The 25,773-nt window shown below is 58.8% G+C and carries 21 protein-coding genes; 19 read left to right on the top strand and 2 right to left on the bottom strand.

The features are described from left to right. Positions 1-1,318: 1,318 nt before the first annotated feature. Positions 1,319-1,759 carry a DUF3455 domain-containing protein gene (locus M2361_RS29090; protein WP_404976452.1) on the bottom strand — a complete coding sequence of 147 codons (441 nt, stop codon included), beginning with the start codon at positions 1,757-1,759 and terminating at the stop codon, positions 1,319-1,321. Positions 1,760-2,234: 475 nt separating this feature from the next. On the opposite strand from M2361_RS29090, the gene M2361_RS25400 reads away from it, so the two are divergent. Genes M2361_RS25400 through M2361_RS25385 form a run of 4 tightly spaced genes read left to right on the top strand, consistent with a single transcriptional unit; the run spans position 2,235 to position 7,643 of the window. Then, positions 2,235-3,635, top strand: a complete 1,401-nt coding sequence (locus M2361_RS25400; protein ID WP_259252551.1) for a glutamate decarboxylase — start codon at positions 2,235-2,237, stop codon at positions 3,633-3,635. A gap of 58 nt (positions 3,636-3,693) precedes the next feature. Next, entirely contained in the window at positions 3,694-5,262 is a 1,569-nt protein-coding gene (gadC, locus tag M2361_RS25395; protein ID WP_259252550.1) for a putative glutamine/gamma-aminobutyrate antiporter GadC, read from the top strand. Between the two features lie 56 nt (positions 5,263-5,318). Beyond that, positions 5,319-6,254 carry a glutaminase A gene (gene glsA / locus M2361_RS25390; protein WP_259252549.1) on the top strand — a complete coding sequence of 312 codons (936 nt, stop codon included), beginning with the start codon at positions 5,319-5,321 and terminating at the stop codon, positions 6,252-6,254. Between the two features lie 30 nt (positions 6,255-6,284). Then, complete coding sequence (locus M2361_RS25385; RefSeq protein WP_259252548.1) at positions 6,285-7,643, top strand: MFS transporter; 1,359 nt, start codon at positions 6,285-6,287, stop codon at positions 7,641-7,643. A gap of 81 nt (positions 7,644-7,724) precedes the next feature. Here M2361_RS25385 and hdeA read toward each other — a convergent pair whose 3' ends face one another. Further along, positions 7,725-8,027, bottom strand: coding sequence for an acid-activated periplasmic chaperone HdeA (hdeA, locus tag M2361_RS25380; protein WP_259252547.1), 303 nt, complete (start codon positions 8,025-8,027; stop codon positions 7,725-7,727). Positions 8,028-8,458: 431 nt separating this feature from the next. Between hdeA and M2361_RS25375 the strand changes: the two genes are divergently transcribed. From M2361_RS25375 to M2361_RS25305, 15 genes are all read left to right on the top strand, one after another. Beyond that, a complete protein-coding gene (locus M2361_RS25375; RefSeq protein ID WP_259252546.1) occupies positions 8,459-9,106 on the top strand; it encodes a response regulator transcription factor in 648 nt (215 codons plus the stop codon). Positions 9,107-9,549: 443 nt separating this feature from the next. Next, positions 9,550-10,953: an amino acid permease gene (locus M2361_RS25370; protein WP_259252545.1), complete on the top strand. Its 1,404-nt coding sequence runs from the start codon at positions 9,550-9,552 to the stop codon at positions 10,951-10,953. 225 nt (positions 10,954-11,178) lie between these two features. After that, positions 11,179-11,577, top strand: coding sequence for a hypothetical protein (locus tag M2361_RS25365; RefSeq protein WP_259252544.1), 399 nt, complete (start codon positions 11,179-11,181; stop codon positions 11,575-11,577). Between the two features lie 64 nt (positions 11,578-11,641). Then, positions 11,642-12,172, top strand: coding sequence for a fimbrial protein (locus M2361_RS25360; protein WP_259252543.1), 531 nt, complete (start codon positions 11,642-11,644; stop codon positions 12,170-12,172). Positions 12,173-12,399: 227 nt separating this feature from the next. Beyond that, positions 12,400-12,939, top strand: a complete 540-nt coding sequence (locus tag M2361_RS25355) for a fimbrial protein (RefSeq protein WP_259252542.1) — start codon at positions 12,400-12,402, stop codon at positions 12,937-12,939. Between the two features lie 99 nt (positions 12,940-13,038). Continuing rightward, on the top strand, positions 13,039-13,788 hold the full coding sequence (locus M2361_RS25350) for a molecular chaperone (protein WP_259252672.1): 750 nt from the start codon (positions 13,039-13,041) through the stop codon (positions 13,786-13,788). A 35-nt stretch (positions 13,789-13,823) separates the two neighbouring features. Continuing rightward, positions 13,824-16,298 carry a fimbria/pilus outer membrane usher protein gene (locus M2361_RS25345; protein WP_404976444.1) on the top strand — a complete coding sequence of 825 codons (2,475 nt, stop codon included), beginning with the start codon at positions 13,824-13,826 and terminating at the stop codon, positions 16,296-16,298. Continuing rightward, positions 16,289-17,464, top strand: coding sequence for a fimbrial protein (locus tag M2361_RS25340; protein WP_259252541.1), 1,176 nt, complete (start codon positions 16,289-16,291; stop codon positions 17,462-17,464). Before M2361_RS25345 ends, M2361_RS25340 begins: the two co-directional genes overlap by 10 nt. Positions 17,465-17,624: 160 nt before the next feature. Beyond that, complete coding sequence (locus tag M2361_RS25335; RefSeq protein WP_259252540.1) at positions 17,625-18,038, top strand: acyl carrier protein; 414 nt, start codon at positions 17,625-17,627, stop codon at positions 18,036-18,038. Then, positions 18,028-19,254, top strand: coding sequence for a beta-ketoacyl synthase (locus tag M2361_RS25330; protein ID WP_259252539.1), 1,227 nt, complete (start codon positions 18,028-18,030; stop codon positions 19,252-19,254). Before M2361_RS25335 ends, M2361_RS25330 begins: the two co-directional genes overlap by 11 nt. 118 nt (positions 19,255-19,372) lie before the next feature. Next, complete coding sequence (locus M2361_RS25325) at positions 19,373-21,007, top strand: Na+/H+ antiporter (RefSeq protein WP_404976443.1); 1,635 nt, start codon at positions 19,373-19,375, stop codon at positions 21,005-21,007. A 64-nt stretch (positions 21,008-21,071) separates the two neighbouring features. Next, positions 21,072-21,341 carry a YtcA family lipoprotein gene (locus M2361_RS25320; RefSeq protein WP_259252538.1) on the top strand — a complete coding sequence of 90 codons (270 nt, stop codon included), beginning with the start codon at positions 21,072-21,074 and terminating at the stop codon, positions 21,339-21,341. A 2-nt stretch (positions 21,342-21,343) separates the two neighbouring features. Beyond that, entirely contained in the window at positions 21,344-22,393 is a 1,050-nt protein-coding gene (mdtN, locus tag M2361_RS25315; RefSeq protein WP_259252537.1) for a multidrug transporter subunit MdtN, read from the top strand. 10 nt (positions 22,394-22,403) lie between these two features. Beyond that, the gene (locus tag M2361_RS25310) at positions 22,404-24,239 is read left to right on the top strand and encodes an FUSC family protein (RefSeq protein WP_259252536.1); all 1,836 of its coding nucleotides are present in this window, start codon (positions 22,404-22,406) and stop codon (positions 24,237-24,239) included. Further along, positions 24,226-25,746 carry a TolC family protein gene (locus M2361_RS25305; protein WP_259252535.1) on the top strand — a complete coding sequence of 507 codons (1,521 nt, stop codon included), beginning with the start codon at positions 24,226-24,228 and terminating at the stop codon, positions 25,744-25,746. The genes M2361_RS25310 and M2361_RS25305 overlap by 14 nt, the downstream gene beginning before the upstream one ends. Positions 25,747-25,773 lie beyond the last annotated feature (27 nt).

Genomic DNA, 25,773 nt, shown 5'->3' with positions numbered 1-25,773 from the left:
CGAGCACGTGTTCAGGAGGACATTCACCCGCCCATGGCCGAGAATGTCGCTACATCCGGCCGGTCCTGGGTCAGCGCAATTCGAACACATCGGATATGTAGATTAGCAAAGATCGGCGAGAAATAGAGTAATCATATGAGCTCCAATCTCACCAGGAGCCAGTCTCCAAACCGCGTCTTCGCCGGGAGGGCACTCCGTCCACTCCGCGCCATTTTTTTAAATCCTCTCGGAAGCCGTTGGACCGTTCTAGGCGCAGGGCGCGAGGGATTTTGGCTGCGGTTGTTCAATTCAAGTGCGTAGCTGTCCTGCTGCTCTTGACATATGCAGTTAGAAGGCTGCGTTTCCTGCTATTGCGAACATGGCGTGGGCTATGAACGCTCCCGGTCCGGTAGCCAAAGAGGAATGCCGAGGCAGCGCGACGGCTCATGTGCGGGATATCACATTGTCGGAGGGGCGGGGAGCGGCCGAACTGGCTGCGCCGGGCGGCAATAATTGAGAGGTAGTTCCCGCGCCCGCTGACGTGGAGGGCTGCGGAAGATCGGATGTGCTCCCGAAGTCACCCCAATGGTTGAATGACGCACACCAATTTCCTGATCTTTAACAGCTGTCCCGCCTGTCCGGTATTTTAATCTTCGAGGCTGCTTCGTAGTTGGGACTATGCACCGGGGCGGCTGCAAACACATCCGAAGGCCGGTGGCCTCCAACCTCCTTAGCTAGGGCGTTCCTCTTCCTTGGTATTGGGACTGGCTCGCCCACGTCTTTAGAAATGATACACACCTCTGGAATTGGAGAATGCAATATGAGCAGAAGGTCACCGTGGCAGCCGAAGGCAAGAAGTCAATGCCGGTCATGGCCTCATTGGTTAAACCGTGGGCTTCCGGGAGTAGGACAATGATGGAGTCCGCTGCGTGCGGTGTCCAAGGTCCGAAAAAAAATATCTGCGCGGCTTCGATCTCAAGATCGCGATTGACCTGATCCACTCGAAGGCGTTCCCAGTACCGCGGCGCGCCAATCTGCAAAACACGACGGCCAGAATGGGTGGCGGTATCAATCATGCGGGGCGAGCACCATACTCGCGGGTGCCGCGGTGGCGCTCACGTTATCGCCAAGATGCGCGACATCGACTGAAACTGGCGCATGTCTATGGTCTGAGCGAAGCATGCGGCCCCCCCCCCGCCCCGGAACGTCAGGGAAAGGCGGTGTAATAAATTGGCCGCGAAGGCTCGGCGAGCGCCATAAATCAAGCTGCTCGATAAATGACAGCTCTTCCAACCGTTCAAGTCGCGCGCCAAAATACGTTCGCCCCTCCTGCTTGGCTCTATTCCGGCTTCCAAAACACATAATTCGCCTGAAAGGCCACCTGCTCCATGCTGCCGAGGTTGGAGAACGTGCAGGGCCGCGTCGGAAGGCCGCCTCCACTTATAACCAGCCTTTGAATATACGTGACGCCAGTTAGAATACCGGGCCCTATCGCCGGATTCGCTAGCACTAATTGGTCATAAAGCTGATCATTTGCAGAGGACACGTGTGCGATTTCCATACCAGTCACCTGTGACCCGTCCGCGCTCTTCCACGTCTCCGGGGGACTTGCGTATGTGCCCCTAGGACCGCCGCTGGCCTGATTGCCTAGGGATGCCGACGCTGAAGACATCTTCCATCTTTGTTTGGCTCCGTCTGTATGAATCGTCTGGCAAACATAAGTGATGTGACCCGAGGTCGGAGCATCCCACACGATGTAGTTGCCAGCAGGAACTCGCATTAATGGCGGTTGCTTACTCTCAGCTGAGGCTCCGAGGGCAAATGTTGTCAAACTCACAAACATGACGACGATAGGCGCACACAGCTTATGCAATTGGCAAATCTTCATTGTGATATTGATCCATGGTCAAGATTGGGTGATCAATCGTTAAACAGAGGGTAATGTCAATCGACCTGCTCGGCGATTCGTCCAAACGGACGTAAAGCTTACCCAAGGAATGTTGTTTATGCGAGGACGTACGTTTTGGAACGATTGTATGACAAAGACACACAATAGTTCTTTAAGGAGGCGAAGAGTATCTAGAATGTGTTGTAACGCGCGTCCACCCGATGTTACTTGTTACACCATTTGTTTGAATACGCACTCCTTGTTGTCGCCATTGCAGAGCACCGCATGACCCATACACGTTCTCCACTCCCTAGTCTTTCAGGAGCGGGGTGAGGTCGTCAGACCCAGTTCATTAGAGAGGTAAGTTATGCAAGACAAGCCAGCCTTTACCAGATCGCCCGACGCGCTTGATTCCCGTTTCGGTGCAGAAGTCATGGGCCATGTCGCGGAATCAATGGTCTTCCCCAAGGGTCAAATGCGGGAAGACGTTGCGTATCAGATGATTACTGACGAATTGTTTCTGGACGGCAACGCCCGTCAGAATCTGGCGACCTTCTGCCAGACGTGGGACGACGAGAACGTCCACAAATTAATGGATTTGTCGATCAACAAGAATTGGATCGATAAAGAAGAATATCCGCAGTCCGCCGCCATCGATTTGCGGTGCGTGAACATGATGGCCGACCTCTGGAATGCGCCCAAGCCGGAAAACGGCCAAGCGGTCGGCACCAATACCATCGGCTCTTCCGAGGCCTGCATGCTGGGCGGGATGGCCATGAAATGGCGCTGGCGCAAGCGTATGGAGGCGGCTGGCAAGCCTACCGACAAGCCGAATTTCGTCTGCGGTCCTGTTCAAGTGTGCTGGCACAAGTTTGCCCGCTATTGGGACGTCGAGATCCGTGAAATTCCGATGGAGCCCGGCAAGCTCTTCATGGACGCCGAGCGCATGATTGCCGCTTGTGACGAAAACACGATCGGGGTCGTCCCCACGTTCGGTGTGACATACACCGGCAACTACGAGTTTCCGTTGGCCTTGCACGACGCCTTGGACAAGCTGCACAAGGAAAAGGGTTGGGACATCGATATGCATATCGATGCGGCAAGCGGCGGCTTTCTTGCCCCGTTTGTGGCACCTGAAATTGTTTGGGATTTCCGGCTTCCCCGAGTCAAATCGATCAGCTCGTCGGGCCACAAGTTCGGGCTGGCTCCTTTGGGATGTGGCTGGGTCATCTGGCGCGATGCCGCGGCGCTGCCTAACGAACTGGTGTTCAACGTCGATTACCTGGGCGGGCAAGTTGGCACTTTCGCCATCAATTTTTCCCGCCCCGCTGGGCAAGTCATTGCTCAGTACTACGAATTTCTGCGCTTGGGCCGGGAGGGCTATACCCATGTGCAGACCGCGCTATACCAGGTTGCTGGCTACATCGCGGAAGAAGTCGCCAAGCTCGGTCCCTACGAGATGATTTGCAGCGGCGATCCCAAGCAGGGTATTCCCGCCGTCTGCTTCAAAATCAAGGAAGGCGCAAAGGTTGGGTACACGCTGTACGACTTGTCCGAACGTCTACGGCTTCGAGGCTGGCAAGTGCCGGCGTTCGCACTGAACGGAAAGATGTCTGACACGGTCGTGATGCGCATCATGTGCCGGCGTGGATTCGAGATGGACTTCGCAGCGCTGCTGATCGATGACATGAAGGGCGCGCTCGCCTATCTGGCCGAGCACCCGTCGTTGCACGGCATTGCGAGTGAAGAGGGCTTCAACCACACCTGAACGGTGGTTTGAAACCAGCCAACCCGATCAATAGATCTCCATCCTGGGGGAATGATCTATGCCTGACTCGCTTCCAAACAAATCGGTAAGTAAGCCGTCGCTCAAAAAGCTGGGCATTGGCACCGTCGCGATCATGAACATCGTCGCGGTGGTTAGTCTGCGCGGCTTGCCGGCAGAAGCCGAATACGGCTTGAGTTCTATTTTTTACTACTTGTTTGCCGCGGTGTTTTTTCTGATTCCCGTCTCGCTGGTCGCTGCTGAACTGGCGACGGGCTGGTCCGAGAAAGGCGGGATCTTCCGCTGGGTGGGGGAGGCATTCGGGCCGCGCCTGGCGTTCCTGGCCATGTTCATGCTGTGGGTCGAAGTAACGGTCTGGTTTCCCACCGCGCTGACATTCGGCGCCGTTTCCTTGGCGTTTATCGGGCCCGATCAACGCTGGGACGAGGCGCTTTCCGCCAACAAGTATTTCATCCTGGTCATCGTGCTGGGCATTTATTGGCTAGCCACATTTATTGCATTCCGTGGCGTGGAGACCTTTGCCAAGGTATCCAAATGGGGCGGGGTGGTCGGCACGATCATTCCCGCGATCATCCTGATCGTGCTGGGGTTCTCTTACCTGTTTGCCGGCAACACCCCGCAAATCACGTTGTCATGGGGTGAAGTCGTGCCCGACTTCACCAACTTTGACAACATCGTGTTGGCGGCAAGCATTTTCCTCTTTTATGCCGGCATGGAAATGAACGCCATCCACGTGCAGGAAGTGGACAACCCGAAGCGGAACTACCCCATCGCCATCATGTTGTCGGCCGTGGGCACGGTGTTGATTTTCGTGTTGGGCACATTGGCAATCGCATTTGTCATTCCCCAGTCGGACATCAATCTGACGCAGAGTTTGCTGGTGGCCTACAACGACATGTTCAAGTGGGCCGGCCTGGGATGGTTGGCGCCCATCGTCGCCGTGGCCTTGGCCATCGGGGTGCTCGCGGGAGTGGTGACTTGGGTTGCGGGTCCTTCTTCGGGTTTGTTGGTGGTTGCCAAGGCGGGTTACCTGCCGCGTTGGTGGCAGCACACCAACAAGCACGGCATGGCCACGCACATCCTGCTCCTGCAGGCGGTCATTGTCAGCCTGTTGGCAGTGCTGTTTGTGGTGCTGCCTTCGGTGCAGGCCGTGTACCAGATGCTGAGCCAGCTTACGGTCATCCTGTATCTGGTGATGTATCTGTTGATGTTCTCCGCGGCAATCTATTTGCGCCGTAGCCAGCCGGATCGTCCTCGGCCCTACCGCATACCCGGAGGCGATTTTGGCATGTGGATCATTGGCGGCGCTGGGTTCATTGGATCGTTGCTGGCATTTGTCTTCAGCTTCATTCCGCCCAGCCAGATCTCCGTTGGCAGCCCAACCACCTATGTCGAAATACTGGTTGGCCTGACCATATTGTTCTGCATTATTCCGTTCTTGATCTACCTGGTGCGCAAGCCTGGCTGGCGTGACGAGAACAGCGATTTCGCTCCCTTCACCTGGCAAGAAAAGGCCGCTTCACCCAGCGGCACGGCCTCGCCCTCGGGCACGACGGGCACCTTGCCAGGCGCGAGCGCGTCAGCCCGCTCACCTTCCGCCAGATCCTGATACGCGGACCCGGGAAACTCCCTTGATGGATTTCCCGGGTGCTGCCGGAGACATTCATGGCTATTGATCTCAATGCGCTCAGGGCGGCGGTTGATGCTGCCTACGCTGAACACCACGCCGCAGTAGGCGGCGCGAACGCCGACTACATTCCCTATCTGGCCAAAGTGCCGTCCGAGCTCTCGGGCATCGCCGTGGTGACTGTCGACGGCGACATCTTCGCCGCCGGAGACAAGGACTATCCCTTCGCCATCGAGTCAATTTCCAAAGTCTGCACGCTGGCGCTGGCCTTGGAAGATGTGGGACCGCAAGCCGTGCAGGAAAAGATAGGCGCGGATCCGACCGGGCTGCCGTTCAATTCAGTCATCGCTTTGGAGTTGCACGGCGATAAGCCGCTGTCTCCCTTGGTCAACGCTGGCGCGATGGCGACGACCAGCGTAATCAAAGCGAGCTCCGTAGAGGAACGCTGGACACGCATTCTGGACATGCAGTCACGGCTTGCCGGCGCAAAGCTCGAGATGTCGCACGACGTCAATCAGTCTGAACAAAGCACGAATTTCCATAATCGCGCCATCGCCTGGCTGCTGTTTTCCGCCGACGCCATGTATTGCGATCCCATGGAAGCGTGCGACGTCTATACGCGCCAGTGCTCGACGCTGGTATCGACCGTGCAATTGGCGACGATGGGGGCCACATTCGCCGGCAGGGGTGTCAATCCCGTTACCAAGGAATCTGTACTGACTGCGTCCAACACGCCATTTCTGCTTGCGGAAATGACGATGGAAGGCATGTATGGCAGCTCGGGCGATTGGGCCTATACGGTTGGACTTCCCGCCAAAAGCGGGGTCGGCGGCGGCATCCTGGCGATCGTTCCCGGGAAGATGGGAATTGCGGCGTTCTCGCCACCTTTGGATCCGGTGGGAAACAGCGTCAGGGGGCAACTGATGGTGGCCGCGGTTGCCAAGGCCATGGGATACAACCTTTACGCCGCCTGAGCCAACCCTTTCCGGTGAATGAGGCTGCCCATGACCGATAGCACGCGAAATTCGCCGTCGAGTGACGGGATACTCGTCATCGTCTGCGCGGCGGCGGCCACATATGTTGGCGCGTCCATGGGCGGGGCGGTGAGCCTGGCGCTGCCCCGTATCGCATCCGACTTGCACTTTAGCGCGGAACAAATCCAGTGGATTATTGCGGGCTATCTGCTGGCGCGGATTGCCGGTTTGCGTCCAGGCGGCGCCTTGTGCGACCGCCTTGGAGCGCGCCGCATATTTCTCTTGAGCATGATTGGCTTTGCCGTGGCCTCAATTTTCTGTGCGCTGGTTAGCTCGGAGTCGCTCATGATCGGCCTGCGCTTCGTTCAGGGGGCTTTCGCCGCCCTGATGTCGCCATCCGCGCTGGTGCTGCTGCGATCGAAGACACCCGCGGACAAACTTGCGTCGGCGATGAGCGTTTGGTCAGCGGCTGGCATGGCGGGATTCGGGCTGTCGCCTGTGCTCGGAGGCATTTTGCTGGACGCTTGGGGCTGGAAAGCGATCTTTATCGTTACTGCCATCGCCGCCATTCCCGTCGTCATTCTCGGCTTCTGCCTGCGTAAAGATGCAGTGCCGCAAAGCTCTGGCCGCAAACCGCCGATCTCAGGGGAATTGGCGGTGGCCGCCGTCTTGGCAGCCCTGGCGTATTTTGTCGGTCAGCATGACTGGACCAGACTGTTCTATGGCGCCGCCTCGGCGCTACTTGCTTGGCTGCTTATCAAGCGCGGCGCCGCATTGCAGCGCGACACGTGGGCGCGCGGGCTGGCGATCGCGCCACAAATATGCGTTGGCGTGTTCAGCTTTGCGGCGATTGTCGGTGCGATGGTGTGGGCGTCGTACTTCGTCCAGGTCGACTTGCGTGAAAGTGGGCTGGTTTATGGATTGGGTTGCCTGCCCATGGCGGCGGCTGGCTTTATCGCGTGCTTCATCACGGAGCCGCTGCTGGCTTCCAAAAAATCAAATCTCGCCTTTCTACTTGCCGGTCTTTCGATTGTTGGCTTGGGAGGCGTGGCCTACCTGGCTGAACGCAATGGCTCGGCATCGTGGGCTTTCACCGCGCTGGCGTTCGCCGGCATGTGCTACGGATTTTCCAATGCATCCGTTACCGCAGTCATCATGAGCGCTTTCCCTGCTTCGCAATCCGGAGATGCATCTTCGATCGCAACGCTGTCTAAACAATTTGGGCAATTGCTGGGCATTACCGTGGTGGCGTCGTTCCGGGACTTGTCGGGAAAAGGAGGAGGATCCGATCCTACCTTTTTTTACTTCCTGGTGGCATGTGGATTGGCCGTCATAGCTTGTTCAAAATTGGGCGCGGTGCAGTCGCGTCGGCTGGCAAGCCGGGCATAACAAACAAAAGAGGCCAAAAAAGGGCCTGATGGAAAAGGACTGCCCACTTAAGAGGATTGTCTTAAGTGGGGCTGATACGGATTACTGCTTGTTCATGCCGACAAGTGCGTCACGCAGCTTGATTTTGGGGTTTTCGGTGCAGTGCTTGACCAAAAGCGGGGTCTTTGTGGTGATGCCAGCGATGTCGAGAACGGCATCTTCCGGCTTGTTCTTGTTGTTAAGGGCTTCAGCGTAGCTGACGACGATGGGCCGATAGGATTCCTGGACGCCAAGAAAATCCTGGCACTCCCAGAGGGCGAGAGGCTTCTTTGCATCGGCCGCAACGCTGATTCCCGAAAATGCCAACGATCCGATAAGGCCAATTATCAACAACGGCTTCTTCATGGTCGAGCTCCTAGTCGTAATGCAAGCATCAGATTAACGTGGGAAGCAATGTGAGCTTAAGCTCACTCTAGGAAGCTTACTTAATGGGTCGGACGCAGTCAATGATCACCCATGGGTTTTAAGTAAACGTGCTCGTTGCGTGTTGACCATCGTGGCAGGCGGCGTGCCGGACAGGGTTAAATTCGTCGATGTTAGTCAGTCCCATGCCTGCTGTGCGAAGTTCGTTCGAGTCCGATTGTCGTGCTGCCGAATCGTGGATAGGCTCCCCATAATTTCTTTAATTGACCATCAGGAATTGAGATGCGCGACATAGCGGGCGTTCTGCTTATCAAGACTATGCTTAACCCTGGCGTTGCGTGTTCAGAGGCGACAGCCGCTGCCTGGTGCGAAGGACTCCGCCTCATCGATGGCCTCGGAAAGTGAACGGCGCAATGCGAGACCGCGTCCGTGTCGTTTTGGCAGATGGTCATCCGGTATGCGTCAAAGGTGTGCAAATGGAACTGTCCCTTGCAGGGGGTGCTACGGTGGTGGGTTGCGCCTTCAACTCGACCGAGCTGTTTGACGTTCTCGACAACCACAATTGCGACGTGCTCGTCAGCGACTACGTGATACAAGGCGAGGATTTCGGCGATGGCCTTGGCCTGTTTACTCGTTTACGAGGGCGGTATCCCAGAGTGAATGTGGTGGTGTTGACCTCTATCGTCAATTGCAACGTATTGGACGCACTGGAAAACCTTGGGGTGAGTGCAATTGTCAGTAAGGCGGATAGCTCCGAACACCTCCGTCGAGCCGTGCAGGCCGTCGGCGGCGGAAAGCTTTACCTGTCGCCGCAGATTCAACACGCGTTTGATAGGCGCGTCCGAGAGCCGTGCAGCGAACGGCTCGGTTCCTTGAGCATGTACGAAATGGAGGTGCTGCGTCTATTCCTGTCCGGTCTTTCATTGAGCGAAATCGCGGCGAAATTCAACGTAAGCAAAAAAACCATTGGCGGACAAAAGCGCGCAGCGATGCGCAAGCTGAATGTTATCAATGATATTGACTTGGTTCGTTATGGCGTCGGCTCCGGACTGGCCGCGTGAATTATCGCATCCGTATGCTGTGCTCATTCGGAGTCTTCAATAATACTAAGTTTGCTCAACAGCAACGCTTATGTCACGGCGCTGCCTGTAGCTCGCGATTTATTAGCTCGGCGCCATGAGGCATGGCGATCCACCCGACCGGGCGCCAGCACCGCCCTTGCTGTGCCCGTGGGACGGTGATTGCAGAGTGTCAGCGGAGAATGTCGGACCGTCCGGGGCTATCGTGGCCATCCTGTGCTGCATGGGTAGCAAAGAAACCGTTGAAAATGTGCCGGCATGAGCGGGTCTTTCTGAGCCAACGTTGAGCGACTCGGCGCAGCCACTACGCACCGGCCCGCGCCGCAGCATTATGCATCGTACCCGTCTTATTGCATGTGTCTACTGGATGCTGCAAGCTCTCCCGCATCCTGTTCTGCTGGCTGCGGCTGCACTCTCCTCCTGCCGTGTCGCGCCTCGCCGACCGCAAGGAATATCGTTACCTTGGCTGCGCACGCGCCCAAACTTCCCTCTTCATGAGAATCGATCATATTATTAGCCGTGAGTCCGGCATGCCGGCAGTATTTTCACGTGGGCAGTTGACGGTTATCGCCCTGGGCGCCGTTATCAGTCAAGGCATTATTTCCGGCAGCGGTTTCCCTATCACGGTTGCAGGGCCTGCAGCAGTGTTGAGCTATGGTGCGGCTGCCATTGTTGCCATGCTGTTGATGCGCTGTCTGTCGGAACTGGCGACCGCGCACCCAACCCCGGGCGCGTTTGGTTCCTATGCCGAAGCATTTCTGGGCCGGCGTGTCGGCTTTGTCGTTCGCAGCGCCTATGTTCTGTCTGTCTCGGGGATTGTCGGCACGGAGGTCGTCATGCTGGAATCAACTTTGGCATGGTGGCGCACGCCGCTACCGCCTGCGGTCATGGCGGTGGGCGTCTTAGCAGGCATAAACCTGGTGCACTTGGCGGGTGAGCGAATGTTTGCATGGCTGGAGATCGCCTGTGTCGTGATCAAGACACAGGCGCTGCTTGCGTTGATTGCGTTCGCTTGTCATCACGCGTTTGGCGCGGCCGACTTTTCTTCCGGGGCCGTGCGCTACGCCGCCGAAACGTTCATACAGGGCGTGCAGGCTTCCACCGTTTGGCAGGCTTTCTCTATTGCGACGATGGGCTTCATCGGCCTGGAGGTTCTGTCTATCGCCGCATCGCAAACTCGTGCCAGCCGTGCTTGCATCGGCCGTAGCATGCGCATTGCAACTCGTCTGGTCGGTCTGCTCGTGGCGGCCAGTGTAGCGGCTTCTGCGTGGTTCCTGGCATATACAGACGTGCCGCTCTCAAATACCCCCTTTTTGTTCCTACTTGAGGTCTCTCAGGTGCAGGGCTCTAAATTGGCATTCGAGGCGTTGTCGACCGTGACTGTTGTATCCGTCTTGAACTGTCAGATCTATGGCGGCTCTCGCATATTGTTTAGCATGGCTAGGGCAGGTCAAGCCCCGGTGATGCTTGCTCAGCCGGGCAAGCTCGGAGCGGCGAGCTCGGTTGTGACGTTGCTCGCAATTCTTGTCTACGCCGCATATAAAGCGTGCCCGAACGTGGTGTACGTCGCAGTGTCGTCCATCGCAATCACTGCGCTACTCGCGATATGGGCGTCCATTTTTCTGGCCTATTTCCAATTCCGACGCGTATCTGGCGACGTGCCCAGAGGCAAGGGTAGCTGGCGTGGGGCCGTTGGCGTCACTGTGGTCGCTGCGATCGCGCTCTCGACACTGCGTATGGACGCATTTGCGCCCACCCTGTTTTACGGAATCCCTTTTTTGTCTTTGCTGGCCTTCTGCTACCCGCCGCATTGCAACGTTCGGAGCTAGGAGCGAGCGGGACGCGATGTCAGATAGACCGACGCGAGGTTCATGGATGATCAAAACACGTGCCGTGTGCGCTATTTACTAGGACTGGTACTAGTGTTTCATCGATCTTCATGTCATTTTCGTTTTTGAATGATGTTAATCGCCCTTTATGGCGTCTAAGATTTAACTTCGCTCAGAATGTTGAGCGAAAAGCGTTTCGTTAAATCACTACATCGAATGCATCGAATGAGCAAAATTGGCATCTGGGTCGATTATCAGCAGAAAATTGTTTGTGCTGAACTGCGACGCCACGGGAAAATTTCTACGTCCGAGTGGGCCCGCGACGCGATGGATTGCTCTAGACGCTTTTCTTTGGTGTCCTACATGGGATACCGCCTGTGGGCAGTACCCTGTGTGCTCTTGATGCGCAAATATCCGTTGTTGTCTCGTGTTCTGGCGGTTGCAGTCCGCGGGATGGTCGCCGATATTAAATATCAGGCCGGGGACAGTGACAAAATGCACCTTGTGGGTCTGCTCATTCGGCGTGGATTGTTTTGGCCTGCAAACCATTTATTGGGAAGTTTGGCGATTATTATGCGCGCTAGCAGGGCTTCAGTCGTGACCGTATTTTTGTCTTTCACCTGATTTCGGTAGTGGTTAGCGGACATGCATCCATTTTACGAGTTACCTAAACAAGGCTAAAAAAACGATGACCAAGATTCTACTGAGCACTTTGCTCGGCGCGTCTTTTGTGGTGGGGGCCAGCACGGCCGTCGCAGACTCCGGCACGATCTCATTTCAGGGTGATATCACCCAGTCGGCTTGCTCGATCGGGGGCGGTCAGCAGGGTGCCGACATGATAGTGAAAATGGGCAGCATCTCCACCAATATGTTCTCTGGAGTCGGGTCCAAAGGCCCGGAGACAAATTTCACGATTGCGCTGATCGGGTGCGATCCTACTGTGTCCACGGCGGCTGCGATCGCTTTCCGCCCCGGTGCGGGCAGCGTGATCAGCAACCGTCTACTGGGCTTGGAAAACGGCAGCGGAGCGAAGGGCGTGGCTGTGGGGCTTGTAACTGAAGACGGTACTGCGATAAACGTGGGTGGGGCAGGCGTGTCGTACGGTTTGGTCAAGGGCACCAATAACTTTAAATTCAAAGCCTTCTACGAAGCAATCGAAAAGGAAGTGGCTGGCGGCAAGGCCAATGCTCAAGCTCTGTTTGAAGTTCAATACTCGTAAGTGGCGTGCGGGGGCGAATTTCAAGCCCATTTGCGAAATTTTTTAGAAACTGCTTCCTCCTTCACCATATGGCGAGATGTTTGCGCATTGGCACGTTCTACAGTGCAGCGCTTCAATTTTCCCGATCGATGAAGGCAACGGGCCGGGTTTTGCTCCTTTTGACGTCATTACACGCGCGTTCGGCATCTTGTGATGCCGGAAACGCGCGGGTGCTATTACGTGTGTTTATGAAAATTAATCTTAGATTCTGTCTAGCTGTAGCTGCACTATGCACGGCCGCAGGCGGCGCCGAGGCCCAGACTGCTACGTTAAGCATCACCGGGAAAATCACAAATACGCCCTGCACAATTGCGGCAGATGTCGTTAACCTCGGCGATGTTCCAATCAGCGAATTTGTCAGCACCCTAGCGCCAGAGAAATACCGAAAGACGTTCAACATCACCCTGAGTGGCTGCGAACTTAGTACGTTGAGTACAGCCTCGCTCAAATTCAATGGAACGACGACCGGAGGCGCTGTAACTACCCTTGCGCTCACGCCAGGAGCGGCGTCAGCGCAAGGGTTTGGCGTCATGATGGTCGCTAACGACTCCACGCACTCGCCGGGTGCTACCGCCGTCAAATTCGATGGAAGCAGTTCCCACAGCTTCAATATCGCCTCGAACAAAAGGACATACGCCTTTCAAGCTTTTTATATGAAGGTAGTCGGTTCGACGCAACGGCCTGGCACGGCCAATGCCACTGCCACGGTGACACTGACGTTCGCCTGACGGTGTTTCCCCATCCTAACGCATTTTAGCGTGCAGCTTGTCCTGCTATTTTGCCAATGCGCGCGAACGTGCGTGTACTCGCTGGATCCTGCTCTGACCATGTATTTAAAATTAAGCCTACGAACTTGTGTGGCGGTTTTCTGTGTGTTCGCTGGTGGGTCCGCCACTGCAGCCATCCAGTTGTCCAGTACTCGCGCAGTAATGAACGAGAAAGATCGAAACGTTGCGGTCTTTGCCCGAAACCTGACGAATGCGCCATTCGTTGTACAGGCTTGGATCGACGGAGATAGCGAGGAAATGGAGACGCCATTTTTCATTACACCTCCGTTAAGCCGCTTCGATCCATCTAGCGAACGTAGCCTGAATATCACACGTGTCGGCGAACATTTCCCGAAGGATCGCGAGTCGTACTATTGGATCAACGTTCTGGAAATTCCACAAAAATCGGACGCGTCTGACAATAGCCTGACGTTGGCCACGCGCACGCGTATAAAGCTCTTCTATCGCCCCGAAGCTATTCAAAAGCTGCCCCGCGGAGCCGAGCAGTCTAAATGGTATTGGGCTCGCGACGGCAAGAACTGCCGTTTGGCGATTCACAACACGTCGGCCTACAACGTGAACCTTGCTCGTATCGAAGTGCCGGGGGAGCCTGAAGACCTCGCCAAAGGGGTCGTCGCCAAACCGTTCGCCACGACTTTCATACCGCTCGAGAAATGCCCCGCAGATGCAGTAAGTGTTACTCCGCAGGTGGTGAACGATTACGGCGTCATTGAAGCGTGGCCCGTAATCTCCGCTGGCGAAGCGGGGGTGCCCGAAACCGCCGAGATTGCGGCGGGAGGTGGCAGGTGATAGCTAGGCGTAGGCTGCTGCATCGCTACTTGCTAATGGGTGCGGCGGCCGTCTTAGGCGTAACGGGAGACCGGTCCATATGTGCAGCCCGATCGCCGGCAACAGCGACGGCATTCGATAACAGCTTTCTGCACAGGGGTAAAAACCAAGACGAAGTGGATTTGTCGGTGTTCGCATTTTCGAACCGGGTGCTGCCTGGAATGAAGGCCGTTTTGTTGCGCGTGAACAGCGAGATCCATGGCGTGAAGGAGATCGAGTTTCTGAAGGTGCGTGACAAGGAGGACGCGCAGCCGTGTCTACCCGCGTCTTTACTGGAAGAGATTGGGATCAATATGATCGCGTTCTCGCTGCTGGCGCAGGCGGAAGATGCCGACTGCACGCGGCGCCTGGAGCGCCTTCCATCAGCTTTGGCTTCTTTCGATGCCGACAAAAACGTGTTGGTTCTTTCTGTGCCGCAAGCTGCGCTAGCCCGCAACGCTCGGGGTGTGGTATCGCGAGATCTTTGGGATTGGGGTGAGACGGCGTTCTGGTCGTCCTACCGTGTCTCGTACAACGACCTGCGCGGCTCCGGAAGTGTCGATAGGTCTAGCAACCGCAGCAGTTTTGTCAGCTTACGCAATGGACTCAATATAGACGCTTGGCGACTGCGCGCGAACGGCACGTATTTTCAAAGCGAAGGTGCATCCAAATGGGACTGGAGCGATTTTTACGCCGAGCGTGACTTAGCCGAATGGCGCGGCTGGCTCCGCGTAGGTGATGGCTCGACTTCGGGTAACGTATTCACGTCGACCCGGCTTCGCGGCGTTCAATTGCGATCCGATGAAGGCATGCTGCCCGATAGCATGCGTGGATATGCTCCTGTCGTACGAGGAGTCGCCCCCGGCAATGCCAAGGTTACCATTCGGCAGAACGGACATGTCATTTATTCTACTTTCGTGGCGGCGGGCCCATTCCTCATCGATGACTTGTATTCAACGCCGGGAGCGGGCGACCTGCAGGTCGAAGTCGAAGAACTTGGTGGCCGCACGACGCGGTTCTTTCAGCCGTTTTCCGAGTTGCCTGCAATGATGCGAGAGGGCATTTGGAACTACAACTTCGCAGCGGGACAGTATCGACCGAACTATGGCGAAGATAAGCCCATCTTGGGTCAGATCACACTTGCCTATGGCCTGCCGTACGGGTTGACGGCATTCGGCGGCTGGACGAGCGCACAGCGTGGTTATCATGCCGGCGCGGTGGGTGTGGCTATGAACATGGAGTCCCTGGGTGCGGTATCAGTGGATACAACTAGCTCACGCTCACGTCAGGCCGATGGTAATGTGTTGGTGGGCACGGCGGCCCGCATTCAGTACGCGAAGTCTTTCCCGGGCAGTGGCACCGATTTCACGCTGGCTGCCTATCGCTATAACTCGAATGGTTTTCGCAGCTTGGATGATTCCATCCGCGATCGTACTGCGAGCGGTATCTTTGACCGGTACATGCGCCAGCATGAATTTCAGCTATCGCTGTCGCAGCGGATCGGCAATTTTGGGTCTTTGTCGTTCAACTATTTCGGCGTTGGTTATCGGAATATCTCGCGCAAAGCGTCGTACGCGCAGTTTGGGTTCTCGAGCGCATTCGGTAGGGTGGGCTATTCCGTGAACGTTGGCATGAACAAGGGTCCCTGGCAGGTAGGGCAATCCACCGTCATGTTTACATTGAGCGTGCCGTTGGGTGCCTCCCACACGGCGAGCTATTCAATGAACCGCAGTTCTGGGCAAGGAAGCAGCCAAGATGTCAATCTGAGCGGCGCCTTGAACGACGATTATTCGGCGACCTATGCTTTGCAGGCGGGGGTAAGCAGGGGCGGCGGTGATAACGGCTCCCACGCCTACGCGTCAGTCGGCTATGCCTCGACGGCGGGCCAAGGAAACCTGAGCCATGCCTATTCGCGCCGTAACTCCAACACTAACCTCGATTTCAGCGGCGCCTTCGTGGTGGACAGGAAGGGTGTTCTTTTGGGGCAATCGCTCGGCGACACGGCCATTGTAGTCGACGCGCCCGGGGCAGTCGGGGTCCAAGTGGACTCCTATCCTGGCGTGCGTACCGACAGTTCGGGGCGGGCGCTGATTCCCTACGCAAGTCCGTACCGTGAGAACCGCATTTCACTCACGCCCAGCCATGACGATCAATCTGCCACGATCAAACAGAACGTGCGTACTGTCGTACCGACGCGGGGAGCCATCGCGGTGGCGCGCTTTGACACAGCAATCGGACACCGACTTATCGTGACATTACGCGCGTCGGATGACCAGAATCTGCCTTTCGGCGCCGCCATCTACGATGAGGAAGGAGAGCAACGCGGAGTCGTGGGACCCGTAGGTCGTGCGTGGCTGACTGGCCTTCAAGGGGCCAGTCGCTTTACGGTTAAGTGGGGCCTCCAACTGGAGCGGCACTGTGCGTTTGTAGTTGATGTATCCGCGAATGATTGGAGGTCGGAGGAAGTGGAAAAGGAGTTGGTATGCAACTAATCACAGGCCTCTACCGCGCGGCGGGTTGCCGCTTGCCGCCAATTATGACTCGTGTGTCCTCGACATTGGCTTTAAGCTTGACGGTCTTCATTAGCAGCATATTTTCGGGTGCGAGCGCCGGCCCCTTGGATACGCGGGCAGTGGCATGTACAGTGAACAGCGGTGGGACGACCAGTAAAGGAAACAAGTATCTGGCTTACTTGTCTGTCAGCAACAATTACATGCTCTCGCCCATTCGGACTGAGCAGCCATTGCCCACGTCTGCGATCCGCGGCGACGTATTGTTCTCAACTTCCGAGCGAACCTATCAAACGCTGGAAGGAGAGTCACAAGGATTAGCCGCACCACTCTATAATTGCCCGCCGGGTACCATGGAATCCTTCACTGGCAGCGGTGCTTATGATTCGGCGTCACGCAGCTACGCCACCGGCCTCCAGGGTATCGGCTACCGTGTATATTATTACATCGGCGGTGGTGAGGAGTTGGCGGCGCCGCAACAGTTTAGTAATCCATACGCACTGGGGGCGTTAGTATTTCCTTTTTCATCAAGCGCGCGGGGAAACTACCGGACGCGAATAGATTTTGTGGCAACTGGTGAAGTGATTAAGCCCGGAACTATCTATGCGAATAGAGTTTACGGTGCCGCGTCGGTTTCGGCGGCGATAAGTGGGATGCCGAGCCTATTCAGAGTGGGACTGGAGCGAAATATCCACGTTAGTACACCGACCTGTACCGTAAAGAACCCCGGGAATCTGGTTCTCAGCCTGGGCGACGTGAGTGTTGTGGATCTGAACGCCGGCCTGGGTGAGAAAAAGATATTCGAGACCGAGTTACAGGTAGCTTGCTCCGCAGCCAGTCAGGTGTCGCCCACAGTAAGGCTCTCGTCGGGTTACATGGCGGGCGCGACTTATCCGGGCGCATTATTAAACCAGGAGCCCAATGGCGCAAAAGGTGTTGGGATTCGGTTGTGGCTTTATGACCCGGCCATCGGCCAACATCGTGCGGCGACGTTTAATAACACCGATGCTAATCGTGGCACCGCAATCGGAGCAAAGCCGACATCGACGTGGTCCTTTAAATTCGGCGCGTCGTATCTACGCGTAGGTGGTATGGTCAACGCTGGAACGTTCAAGTCTACAGCGACTGTGACCTTTACATACAGCTGACACCATTGTAGAAAAGGGCTTCGCGCGACAACGGTAACCGCAAATCCTCACTTTTGGTTAGTTTGCAGCTTTCAGGCGGGCCTGGCAGGAGCCGTATGTCATTCGGTGCATCAAGATAATCCCACGCGAGTTAATAGAGATACAAAGTGATGGTGTTGCAGTGCTAACCCTGCCTGATATTCCTCCCTTGCCAAGTGACGCCCAGCTTCGGAAGAAGCTGGCGACGATCGTCTCGTCGATTGGCCGCTGCAATCGCGACGCACTGATCGAGGGCAAGCTTTTTTCACAAGTGATAAGTGATTTCGACTCCATCCTCGTTCTGGAGATCCTGCTGGAGATAGAAACAGAGTTTCATATCACTACCGACGACATGCTGCCCACGGGTGGCGCCTATAAGCCCCAGGAAATTACGAATGCGTTCCCTGAAGACCTGAATGGTCTGATGGCCTATATGCACTCGGTCATCGCGCGCATCGAAACTGCGAAAAAAGAGGCGGGTTCTTCCCTTGAATCCATGCCTCCTGCGGCGGCTGAGCCGCAAGCGCTAGACTCGGGAGCCCACGATGCCACGTAGAAGAGTCTTCATCACCGCCATCGGCATGGTCTCGCCGCTGGGCGACACAGCGGCAGGAACATTCGATGCGCTCCTCGCTGGCCGCTGCGGCGTTGGCAAGCATCCGGATGCTGCGGTCGACAAACAGGTTGGCGTCATCCGCGAGCCGCTCGTCGTTGACGCCACGCCCAGTCAACTTCGGTCCATGGACCGGGTTGCGTTACTGGCGCAGTATGCGGCCGGCCGTGCTTTGGCCGATGCGGCGCTCACCACGGACCAGCAACGAGAATGCGGCGTGTTCGTCGGAACCGGGATCGGGGGCGTATCTTCCTTGACTGAAGCCGTCGAAATCCATCATGGCCTTGCACCCCGGCATACGTTCCTGGTGGTGCCGTCCGTCATGCCCAACGCCGCTGCCGCGCAAATCGCCCAGACCTTGAGGTCCACGGCCGAGGCGCAGACATACGCCACGGCCTGTTCGGCCGGGGCCGTAGCCATCGGCGAAGCATTTCGGCGGATCCGCGACGGCTACCTGGATGTGGCCATCGCGGGCGGGACGGAATCCATGCTGACTGAGATCATCCTCAGGGCGTGGAAGCAGCTGCATGTGCTGTGCGCGGATATGACAGATGATGCCAGCGCGGGCGGTTGCCGCCCATTCAGTGCCCGGCGTACCGGGTTCGCGTTGGCGGAAGGCGCGGCCATGCTGGTGCTTGAATCGGAAGCGCATGCGCGCGTGCGCAATGCCGTGGCGATTGCCGAGGTGGTGGGCTATGGCGTCAGCAATGACGGCACGCACCCGTTGCGGCCCGACGATGTCGGGCAGGCTCTGGCCATGGCCCGATGTTTGGCAGATGCGGGATTGACGCCCAGCGATATCGGATACATCAATGCGCACGGTACGGGGACCTATGTGGGCGACCGCATCGAAACCACCGCCATCAAGCGTGTATTCGGCGATCGGGTGGGCGCCGTGCCCGTTAGCAGCATCAAGGGCGCTTTGGGGCATACAATCGGCGCCGCCGGCGCCATTGAGGCGGCGGTCACCGCTTTGTCCGTACAGCAGGCGGTGGTGCCACCCACGCTGTTTTTCGAAGCCGGCGATGATCAGTGCGACCTGGATTATGTGCCAGACGCCGCAAGGCCATTGCCGGAGCTGGAGGCAGCGATAAGCAATTCGTTCGGCATGGGGGGCAACAACGCCGTGCTGGCCTTCAGGAAGGCTCGCTTGCGTTAGGCGTCCCGCTTATCCGCGCAAGCGAGGTTGTATTACAACGTCTGACATTGCGTGGCGGTCTTGGCAAGAGTAAGGTCGCATCGTCAGCACCGACGGTGTCCGCTTTTGGGAGTAAACATTGGGGACTTTTACTGTGGTCATGGCGATGCTGGTCGCCGTCTTGCTCAGTGGCGTTCTGGTTCGCCTGATTCCCCTTGCCGTCCCTTTGCCCTTCGTGCAGATTGCACTGGGTTTTTTGATCGCCGCCGTGTTTCAGCGCGGAGTATTGATCGAACCCGACATTTTCTTTTTGTTGTTCCTTCCGCCCTTGTTGTTCCTGGACGGCTGGCGGGTGTCCAAGCTGGCGGTGCTGCGCGAATCTTCGTCCATCCTGCAGTTGGCGTTCGGTTTGGTGTTCCTGACAGTGATCGGCGTGGGGTGTCTGATCCATTGGATGATCCCCGAGGTGCCCTTGCCGGTGGCGTTCGCCATCGCGGCCATCGTCTCGCCCACCGATCCGGTGGCGGTCGAGGCGATCTCGCGTCGGGTCCACATTCCGCGGCGCATGATGGCCATTTTGGAAGGCGAGGCGTTGTTCAACGACGCCAGCGGCCTGGTTGCGTTTCGCTTTGCCGTGGCGGCGGCCGCGACCGGTACGTTTTCGCTGTCGCAGGCGACGCTTTCCTTTTTGTGGGTGTCTATTGCCGGGCTGTCGATCGGCGCCGGGCTGACATGGCTGGTCATGCGGATAAGGACGTTTGTCACGCGAAGGCTGGGGGAAGAGCCGGGCGCCGAGGTGCTGCTAAGCCTGTTGACGCCCTTCTTTGTCTACTTCGTTGCCGAGCACGCCAATGCCTCCGGCATTCTGGCGGCGGTCGCGGCCGGGGTCATGATGAGCTATTCCGAGCTCTCAGGCCGGGCGCTTGCCGCCACGCGCATGGAGCGTCGGGCTGTTTGGGATATGGTGCAGTTCACGCTTAACGGCATGATCTTCGTGTTGTTGGGCGAGCAGTTCCCCACCATCCTGGCCGGCTTGTCGCGCGCCGCGGGCGAGGCCGGTGGCCAGTCGCTTTACTGGCTGCCAATCTACGGCCTGGTAGTGTGCCTGGGCCTGGTCTTCTGCCGACTGCTTTGGGTGACTGTGTCGCTCAAGCTCAGTGCGATGGCCGCCCGGCGGCGCGGAGCGACGACGCCCGAGGTCGGCTTGCGGGTAATTCTGGCTGTGTCGGTGGCGGGGGTGCGCGGCGCGGTGACGCTGGCCGGAGTCATGACGCTGCCCTTCGCACTGGACAGTGGGGCACCTTTTCCCGCAAGGGACCTGGCGGTGTCGCTGGCGGCCATGGTGATTGTGTTTTCGCTGTTGCTGGCCAGTGTGACCCTTCCCGGCCTGATGCGCGGGTTGCACTTCCCGGCCAACAGCCGTGTGCAGCGCGAGGCCTCGCTGGCGCAGGAAGCCATGCTTCAGGCGGCGTTGGACAGCGTGGCGCAAGGCGCCAAGCAGCGCGTCGCAGAGCAGCCAGACCAGGCGTCTCTGTATCTGGAAGTCGCCGATAGCTTGATGGCCACGTTGCGGCGTCAGGCCGGGGAGGCGCCAGACGGGGCGTCGGCCGAAGCATTGGCCAAACAGGCCGCGGTTGAACGGCAGTTGCGGCTGGATGCGATAGCCGCCTCGCGGGAAGCCGTGTTCCAACTGGCCCGCACGCACCGAATTTCAGACGCATTGGCACGCGAACAGGTCCGCTTGCTGGATTTGCATGAAGCGCAACTGCGCTAGCCCCTAGCACTCCAGCGCGAATCCCGATTGGCTGTAAGTCTATATAAGGCGCTAGAAAAGGAACATGGCTCGACTCCTGATGCATTGGCCTGCCGCCGCGACTGGCTTGCTGGCGGGCTGCTCCCCGCGCAGCGCGCCGTACGTCACGGTGTTCGATTCGTATTTTCCCGCTTGGATCCTTTGCGCCGTGATCGGCATGGTGGGCGCATCGCTTGCGCGGGTGCTGTTGGTGCGCTGGGGCATCGACGAGGTGCTGCCTTGGCGCGTGCTGGTGTATCTGTGCCTGGCTGCCGCGCTGATGTTCCTGACTTCGCTCGTCTTTTTCACACGTTGATCATGCCCCCTACACAGTCTGTCCTGAAGCAGCGGCGCATCGCGGTGGCGCTTGCCGTTCTTATCGTGGGGCTGGCCGTTGTGGCCGGCCTGGCGTATGTGGGCCGCATCGGCGCCAAGCCGCTGTCCGAGGATGCGGTGCTCACTACGGATGTGGCGCGTGTCGCCGCGGCAGTGCCGGGCCGCGTCGTGGTCTTGAACGTGCGCGAAAACAGTCAGGTAAGCCGAGGCCAGGTACTGTTCTCGATCGATCCCGAGTTCTATCGGTTGCAGGTTGAGCAGGCCGCGGCCGGCCTGCAAATGGCCGAGGCCGCGTTGAGCTCGCGCGACCGCTCCGTTGTGGCCGAGCACTCCAATGCGTCGATCGCGGCAGAGCAAGTCGCCCGGGCGCAAGCCAATGCGCAACTGTCGGCGCAAACGTGGGAACGGCTCAATGCGCTGTTGCCCAAGGGCTATGTGACCCGGCAGCAGGTGGACGAAGCGGCTACGCTCAAACGCAATGCCCAGACCAGCCTGAAGGAGGCCCAGGCGCAACTGGCGGCCGCGCAAGCGCTGATCGGGAACGCCAAGGGGGCGCAAGCGTTGGTGGCGGAGCGGCGCGCGGCGCTGGCCATCGCCGAACGCCAGCTCCGCGAGACCGAGGTCAAGGCGCCTTTCGATGGCCGGGTTGCCGGCCTGTCAATCACTGTCGGCGACTACATGATTCCGGCACAGTCGGCGTTCTCACTGATCGACACGACCCGCTGGTTTGCGACAGCGACGTTTCTCGAAACCGAATTGCCCTCGATCAAACCCGGCGATTGTGCGACCGTGTACGCCGCGGCCGACCGGCGCCAGGCGCTCAAGGGCGTCGTGGAGTCGACCGGTTGGGGCGTCAGCGACGAAGACCTGATCAATTTGCCTCGCCGCCTGCCCTATGTGCCCAAATCCTTGAACTGGGTGCGCGTGGGCCAGCGCTTTCCAGTCAGGGTCAAGCTCGACGACCCGCCGGCCGAGCTGATGCGGGTTGGCGCCTCGGCAGTCGTGATGGTCGAGCATGAAAAGCGTTGTTGATAACAGCTGGTTGAGCCTGTTGGCGCCGTTTCCGGGCAGGGCGGCGATGGCCTGGCGGATCGCGCTCGTGTGCGCGTTGACCGCGATGGTCGCCATGATCTACGGCATTCCAGAATCGGCGATCAGTTGCTACCTGGTGTTCTTCGTCATGAAGCCAGATGCCGCGGAAAGCTCGCTGCTGGCGGTGGCCTTGTCGGTGCTGGTGGCGATCGTCGTGGTGGTGCTGGTCGTGTTGACCAACCTGACGCTGGACCTGCCACCCATGCGAATCGTCACGTTGGCGTTGTCATCGCTACTTCTGCTTTTCCTGGCCTCGGCCAGCAAGCTGGGTCCCTTGGGTGGGATCATCGCGTTGGTGCTTGCCTTTGCGATGACGCTGCTAGGTTATGTGCCGTTCGGCGAGGCAGCCACTCGCGGCATCCTCTACGCCTGGTTGATGGCTTCCATGCCGATGGCCCTGGTGCTCATCGTCAGCCTGACGGTAGGACGGCGGCCGTTGGATCTGCTGCGGGGGACTTTGCGCGACCGACTCGATGCCATTGCTCGCTATCTGGAAAGCGGTGGACGGGCAGAGCGCGCCCGCCTGCGCGACATGATGGGAGAGGGGCAGGAAGAGTCCATGAAGCGCTGGGGGCTGCTACGAGGACTGGCGCTGGCGCGCCGCGATGAGACGCGCCGCCTGGGGGTGGCCTTGCAGGAGTCTTATCGCATGGTGTTCGCGGCGCTGGCGATGCGAGAGGGCGGGCAGCCCCAGCAGAGGGCGGAGCTGGCGGCGCGAACGCGCGAGGTCGGCCAGGCTCTTTCAGCCGGGCGGCCGGCGCCCGCCGTCATGGTTCCCGACACGGACAGTCCGGCTGCCGAGCAGGCTTGGCGGGCGCTATCGGCCATGGCCGGCGGACCCGACGTGGCGCCCGCCGCGCAACCCGCCGAACCCTTTATGTCGCCGGATGCGTGGCGCAATCCGGAGCACGTGCGCTACGCCGTCAAGACGACGGCGGCGGCGCTGATCTGCTATCTGATCTATTCAGCGCTGGATTGGCAGGATATCCATACCGCCATGATCACCTGCTATGTCGCGGCGTTGGGCTCCGTGGCGCAAACCACGCAAAAGCTCATGCTGCGCATCATCGGCTGCCTGATCGGAGCGGCAATGGGCGTGGGGGCCATCCTGTTCTTGATACCGCATATGAGCAGCGTGGGCAGTCTGATGCTGCTGGTGTTCGCCGGGTCCTTCGTGGCGGCGTGGGTGGCGGTCGGGTCGGAGCGGGTCGCCTATGCGGGCGTACAGATCGCCTTGGCCTTTTTGATGACGGTGCTGCAGGGGTTCGGTCCCAGTATTGACATGTCTGTCGCCTTGGATCGCGTGATCGGAATTCTGCTTGGCAATGTGGTGCTGTATGTGGTGTTCACGCAGCTCTGGCCGGTCAGTGTCGGTCACCGGGTGCGCGGCGACCTCGGGCTGGCGCTGCAAGGCCTGGCGCGCATGGCGCGGTTAGGCGAAGGCGGGCGGGACAAGGCGGTGGCCGAGGCCAGCGTCGTTGCGGGCCGCCTGGCGGGCGTGCGCAGCGCTCTAGGTTTGACTGCGCTTGAGCCGCGTGGACTTCGGCTGGACAGTGAGCGCTTGCGCGAACTCGTTGCGGTCACGCAATCCGTACAGGCGCTGTGTATGCGATTGTTGATTGAACCTCCCGTCTCGGACCCCGCGCTTGCGGTCAGGTTGGAGACGTTAGCGCGCGTGGTGACGAATGACGAGCGGGCCAACGCGCGACGGCCGCCGGTCGCGCGTTCGGCTCCCGAGCGGGTAGGGAGCATCGAGCATCTGAGTCAACTGATTGAAGGACGATGAGATGGAAGGATGGGGCGACGTGGCTTTGCGCACGATGGCACGTGGGATGTTCTTCGTCATGGGGCCGGCCATGCTGACGGCATGCGTGGCAACGGGAGACAAGAACGCGCCCGCATCGGCGCAGCGGCAGTGGCAGTCTTCAGGCGCGCCTGCCGAATGGCGCGCGCTGGCCGTGTCAGGAGCCGGGGTGGGCGGGTATGCGAACACGTCCGCGGCGCAGCCACCGCTTCAGCAGGACCGGGAATACGATCTGCCCGAGCTTATTGACCTTGCCCAGCGCAACAGCCCCGACACCCGGCTGGCATGGAGCCAGGCACGGCAGGCTGCGTCGGCCGTGGGCATTGTGGATGCTACGTTCCTGCCGATGCTGTCGGCGCACGTGGTGGGCGGCTACGTGTCGACTCGCAATCAATTGCCCGAGATTCTTGGGCAGCGTTTTCACGTGGATACCCGTTCCAGTGGCGTGGTGCCGTTGGCGACGCTGCAATGGCTGTTGTTTGACTTCGGGCAGCGTAGCGCGTTGCGCGACAGCGCGCACAGTCTGTCGCTGGGGGCAAATTTCCTCTACAACGGCGCGCATCAAAAGCTGATCTATAGCGTCATGAACGCTTATTACGAACATGATGCGGCGCGTCAGCGCTACGAGATCGCGCAAGCTTCCCTGGGCAACAGCGAAGCCGTTCTGGCTGCGGTCGAGGCGCGGCGCCGCAATGGCCTGGCGACCACCATTGAACTGGCGCAAGTGCGCCAATTAGTGGCGCAGGCACGCTTGCGGGTGGTGACCACCCGCGGCCTGGAACGCAACGCCTACCAGGCGCTGGCGGCGGCGATCGGCGTGGACCCCACGGCGGCGTTGCGCGTGGCGCCCATGGCCCGACGGCCATTGCCGCCCGCCACGGATGTCTCCAGCCAGGAAGTCTTGCGCCAGGCGTTGGCTGACCGTCCCGACGTGATGGCCAGCGTGGCAGCACTGAAGGCGGCCGAGCATTCGGTGGAGGCCGCCAAGGCGGATTTTTTGCCTAAGGTGTATCTGGCGGGATTCGCGGCGGCGGGCAGCCGGAACCTGGATGTGGGCAACTTGCCGGTGCTGGCAGGCCAGTCGAACGCCAACGGGGTGATCGTGGGTATCAGCCTGCCGATTTTCGACGGGGGCTTGCGCGGCGCGCGTTTGCAGGACGCGAACGACAGGGTGCAGGCCTCTCAGGCCGCGCTGGCCAAGATACGCATGGAGGCAATGCGTCAAATCGTGGTGGCGTCCACTACATTGGAATCCGCCTTGCAGGCCAATGAGGCAGCAGTCAGCCTGGAGGCAGCGGCGTTGGTGACCTACGACGCCGCGCTGGATGCGTATCGTCAGGGCGCGGGTACGGTCACCGCCGCCACGGAGGCCGCCAACGGGCTGCTGGCGGCGCGTGGTGCGCGGGCCGATGCCTATTCAGCGGCCATGACCGGCGCCGCCACGCTTGCGTTTTCGCTAGGCCGCATCAATGCCGAAAGCGGCCAATAAGCATTTAACAACGAGTGAAACTCTGGA

It is taken from the genome of Achromobacter sp. JUb104, from assembly GCF_024806975.1.
Lineage (GTDB): Bacteria > Pseudomonadota > Gammaproteobacteria > Burkholderiales > Burkholderiaceae_B > Achromobacter > Achromobacter spanius.
The sequence above is the reverse complement of the archived record's forward strand: the minus strand, read 5'-3'. Positions and strand labels throughout refer to the sequence as shown.

What these genes read in the sequence shown, in the direction of transcription:
- M2361_RS29090 (WP_404976452.1), bottom strand. Translation starts at nt 1,759, where the DNA reads ATGCGAGTTCCTGCTGGCAACTACATCGTGTGGGATGCTCCGACCTCG.
- M2361_RS25400 (WP_259252551.1), top strand. Translation starts at nt 2,235, where the DNA reads ATGCAAGACAAGCCAGCCTTTACCAGATCGCCCGACGCGCTTGATTCC.
- gadC (WP_259252550.1), top strand. Translation starts at nt 3,694, where the DNA reads ATGCCTGACTCGCTTCCAAACAAATCGGTAAGTAAGCCGTCGCTCAAA.
- glsA (WP_259252549.1), top strand. Translation starts at nt 5,319, where the DNA reads ATGGCTATTGATCTCAATGCGCTCAGGGCGGCGGTTGATGCTGCCTAC.
- M2361_RS25385 (WP_259252548.1), top strand. Translation starts at nt 6,285, where the DNA reads ATGACCGATAGCACGCGAAATTCGCCGTCGAGTGACGGGATACTCGTC.
- hdeA (WP_259252547.1), bottom strand. Translation starts at nt 8,027, where the DNA reads ATGAAGAAGCCGTTGTTGATAATTGGCCTTATCGGATCGTTGGCATTT.
- M2361_RS25375 (WP_259252546.1), top strand. Translation starts at nt 8,459, where the DNA reads ATGCGAGACCGCGTCCGTGTCGTTTTGGCAGATGGTCATCCGGTATGC.
- M2361_RS25365 (WP_259252544.1), top strand. Translation starts at nt 11,179, where the DNA reads ATGAGCAAAATTGGCATCTGGGTCGATTATCAGCAGAAAATTGTTTGT.
- M2361_RS25360 (WP_259252543.1), top strand. Translation starts at nt 11,642, where the DNA reads ATGACCAAGATTCTACTGAGCACTTTGCTCGGCGCGTCTTTTGTGGTG.
- M2361_RS25355 (WP_259252542.1), top strand. Translation starts at nt 12,400, where the DNA reads ATGAAAATTAATCTTAGATTCTGTCTAGCTGTAGCTGCACTATGCACG.
- M2361_RS25350 (WP_259252672.1), top strand. Translation starts at nt 13,039, where the DNA reads ATGTATTTAAAATTAAGCCTACGAACTTGTGTGGCGGTTTTCTGTGTG.
- M2361_RS25345 (WP_404976444.1), top strand. Translation starts at nt 13,824, where the DNA reads ATGGGTGCGGCGGCCGTCTTAGGCGTAACGGGAGACCGGTCCATATGT.
- M2361_RS25340 (WP_259252541.1), top strand. Translation starts at nt 16,289, where the DNA reads ATGCAACTAATCACAGGCCTCTACCGCGCGGCGGGTTGCCGCTTGCCG.
- M2361_RS25330 (WP_259252539.1), top strand. Translation starts at nt 18,028, where the DNA reads ATGCCACGTAGAAGAGTCTTCATCACCGCCATCGGCATGGTCTCGCCG.
- M2361_RS25320 (WP_259252538.1), top strand. Translation starts at nt 21,072, where the DNA reads ATGGCTCGACTCCTGATGCATTGGCCTGCCGCCGCGACTGGCTTGCTG.
- mdtN (WP_259252537.1), top strand. Translation starts at nt 21,344, where the DNA reads ATGCCCCCTACACAGTCTGTCCTGAAGCAGCGGCGCATCGCGGTGGCG.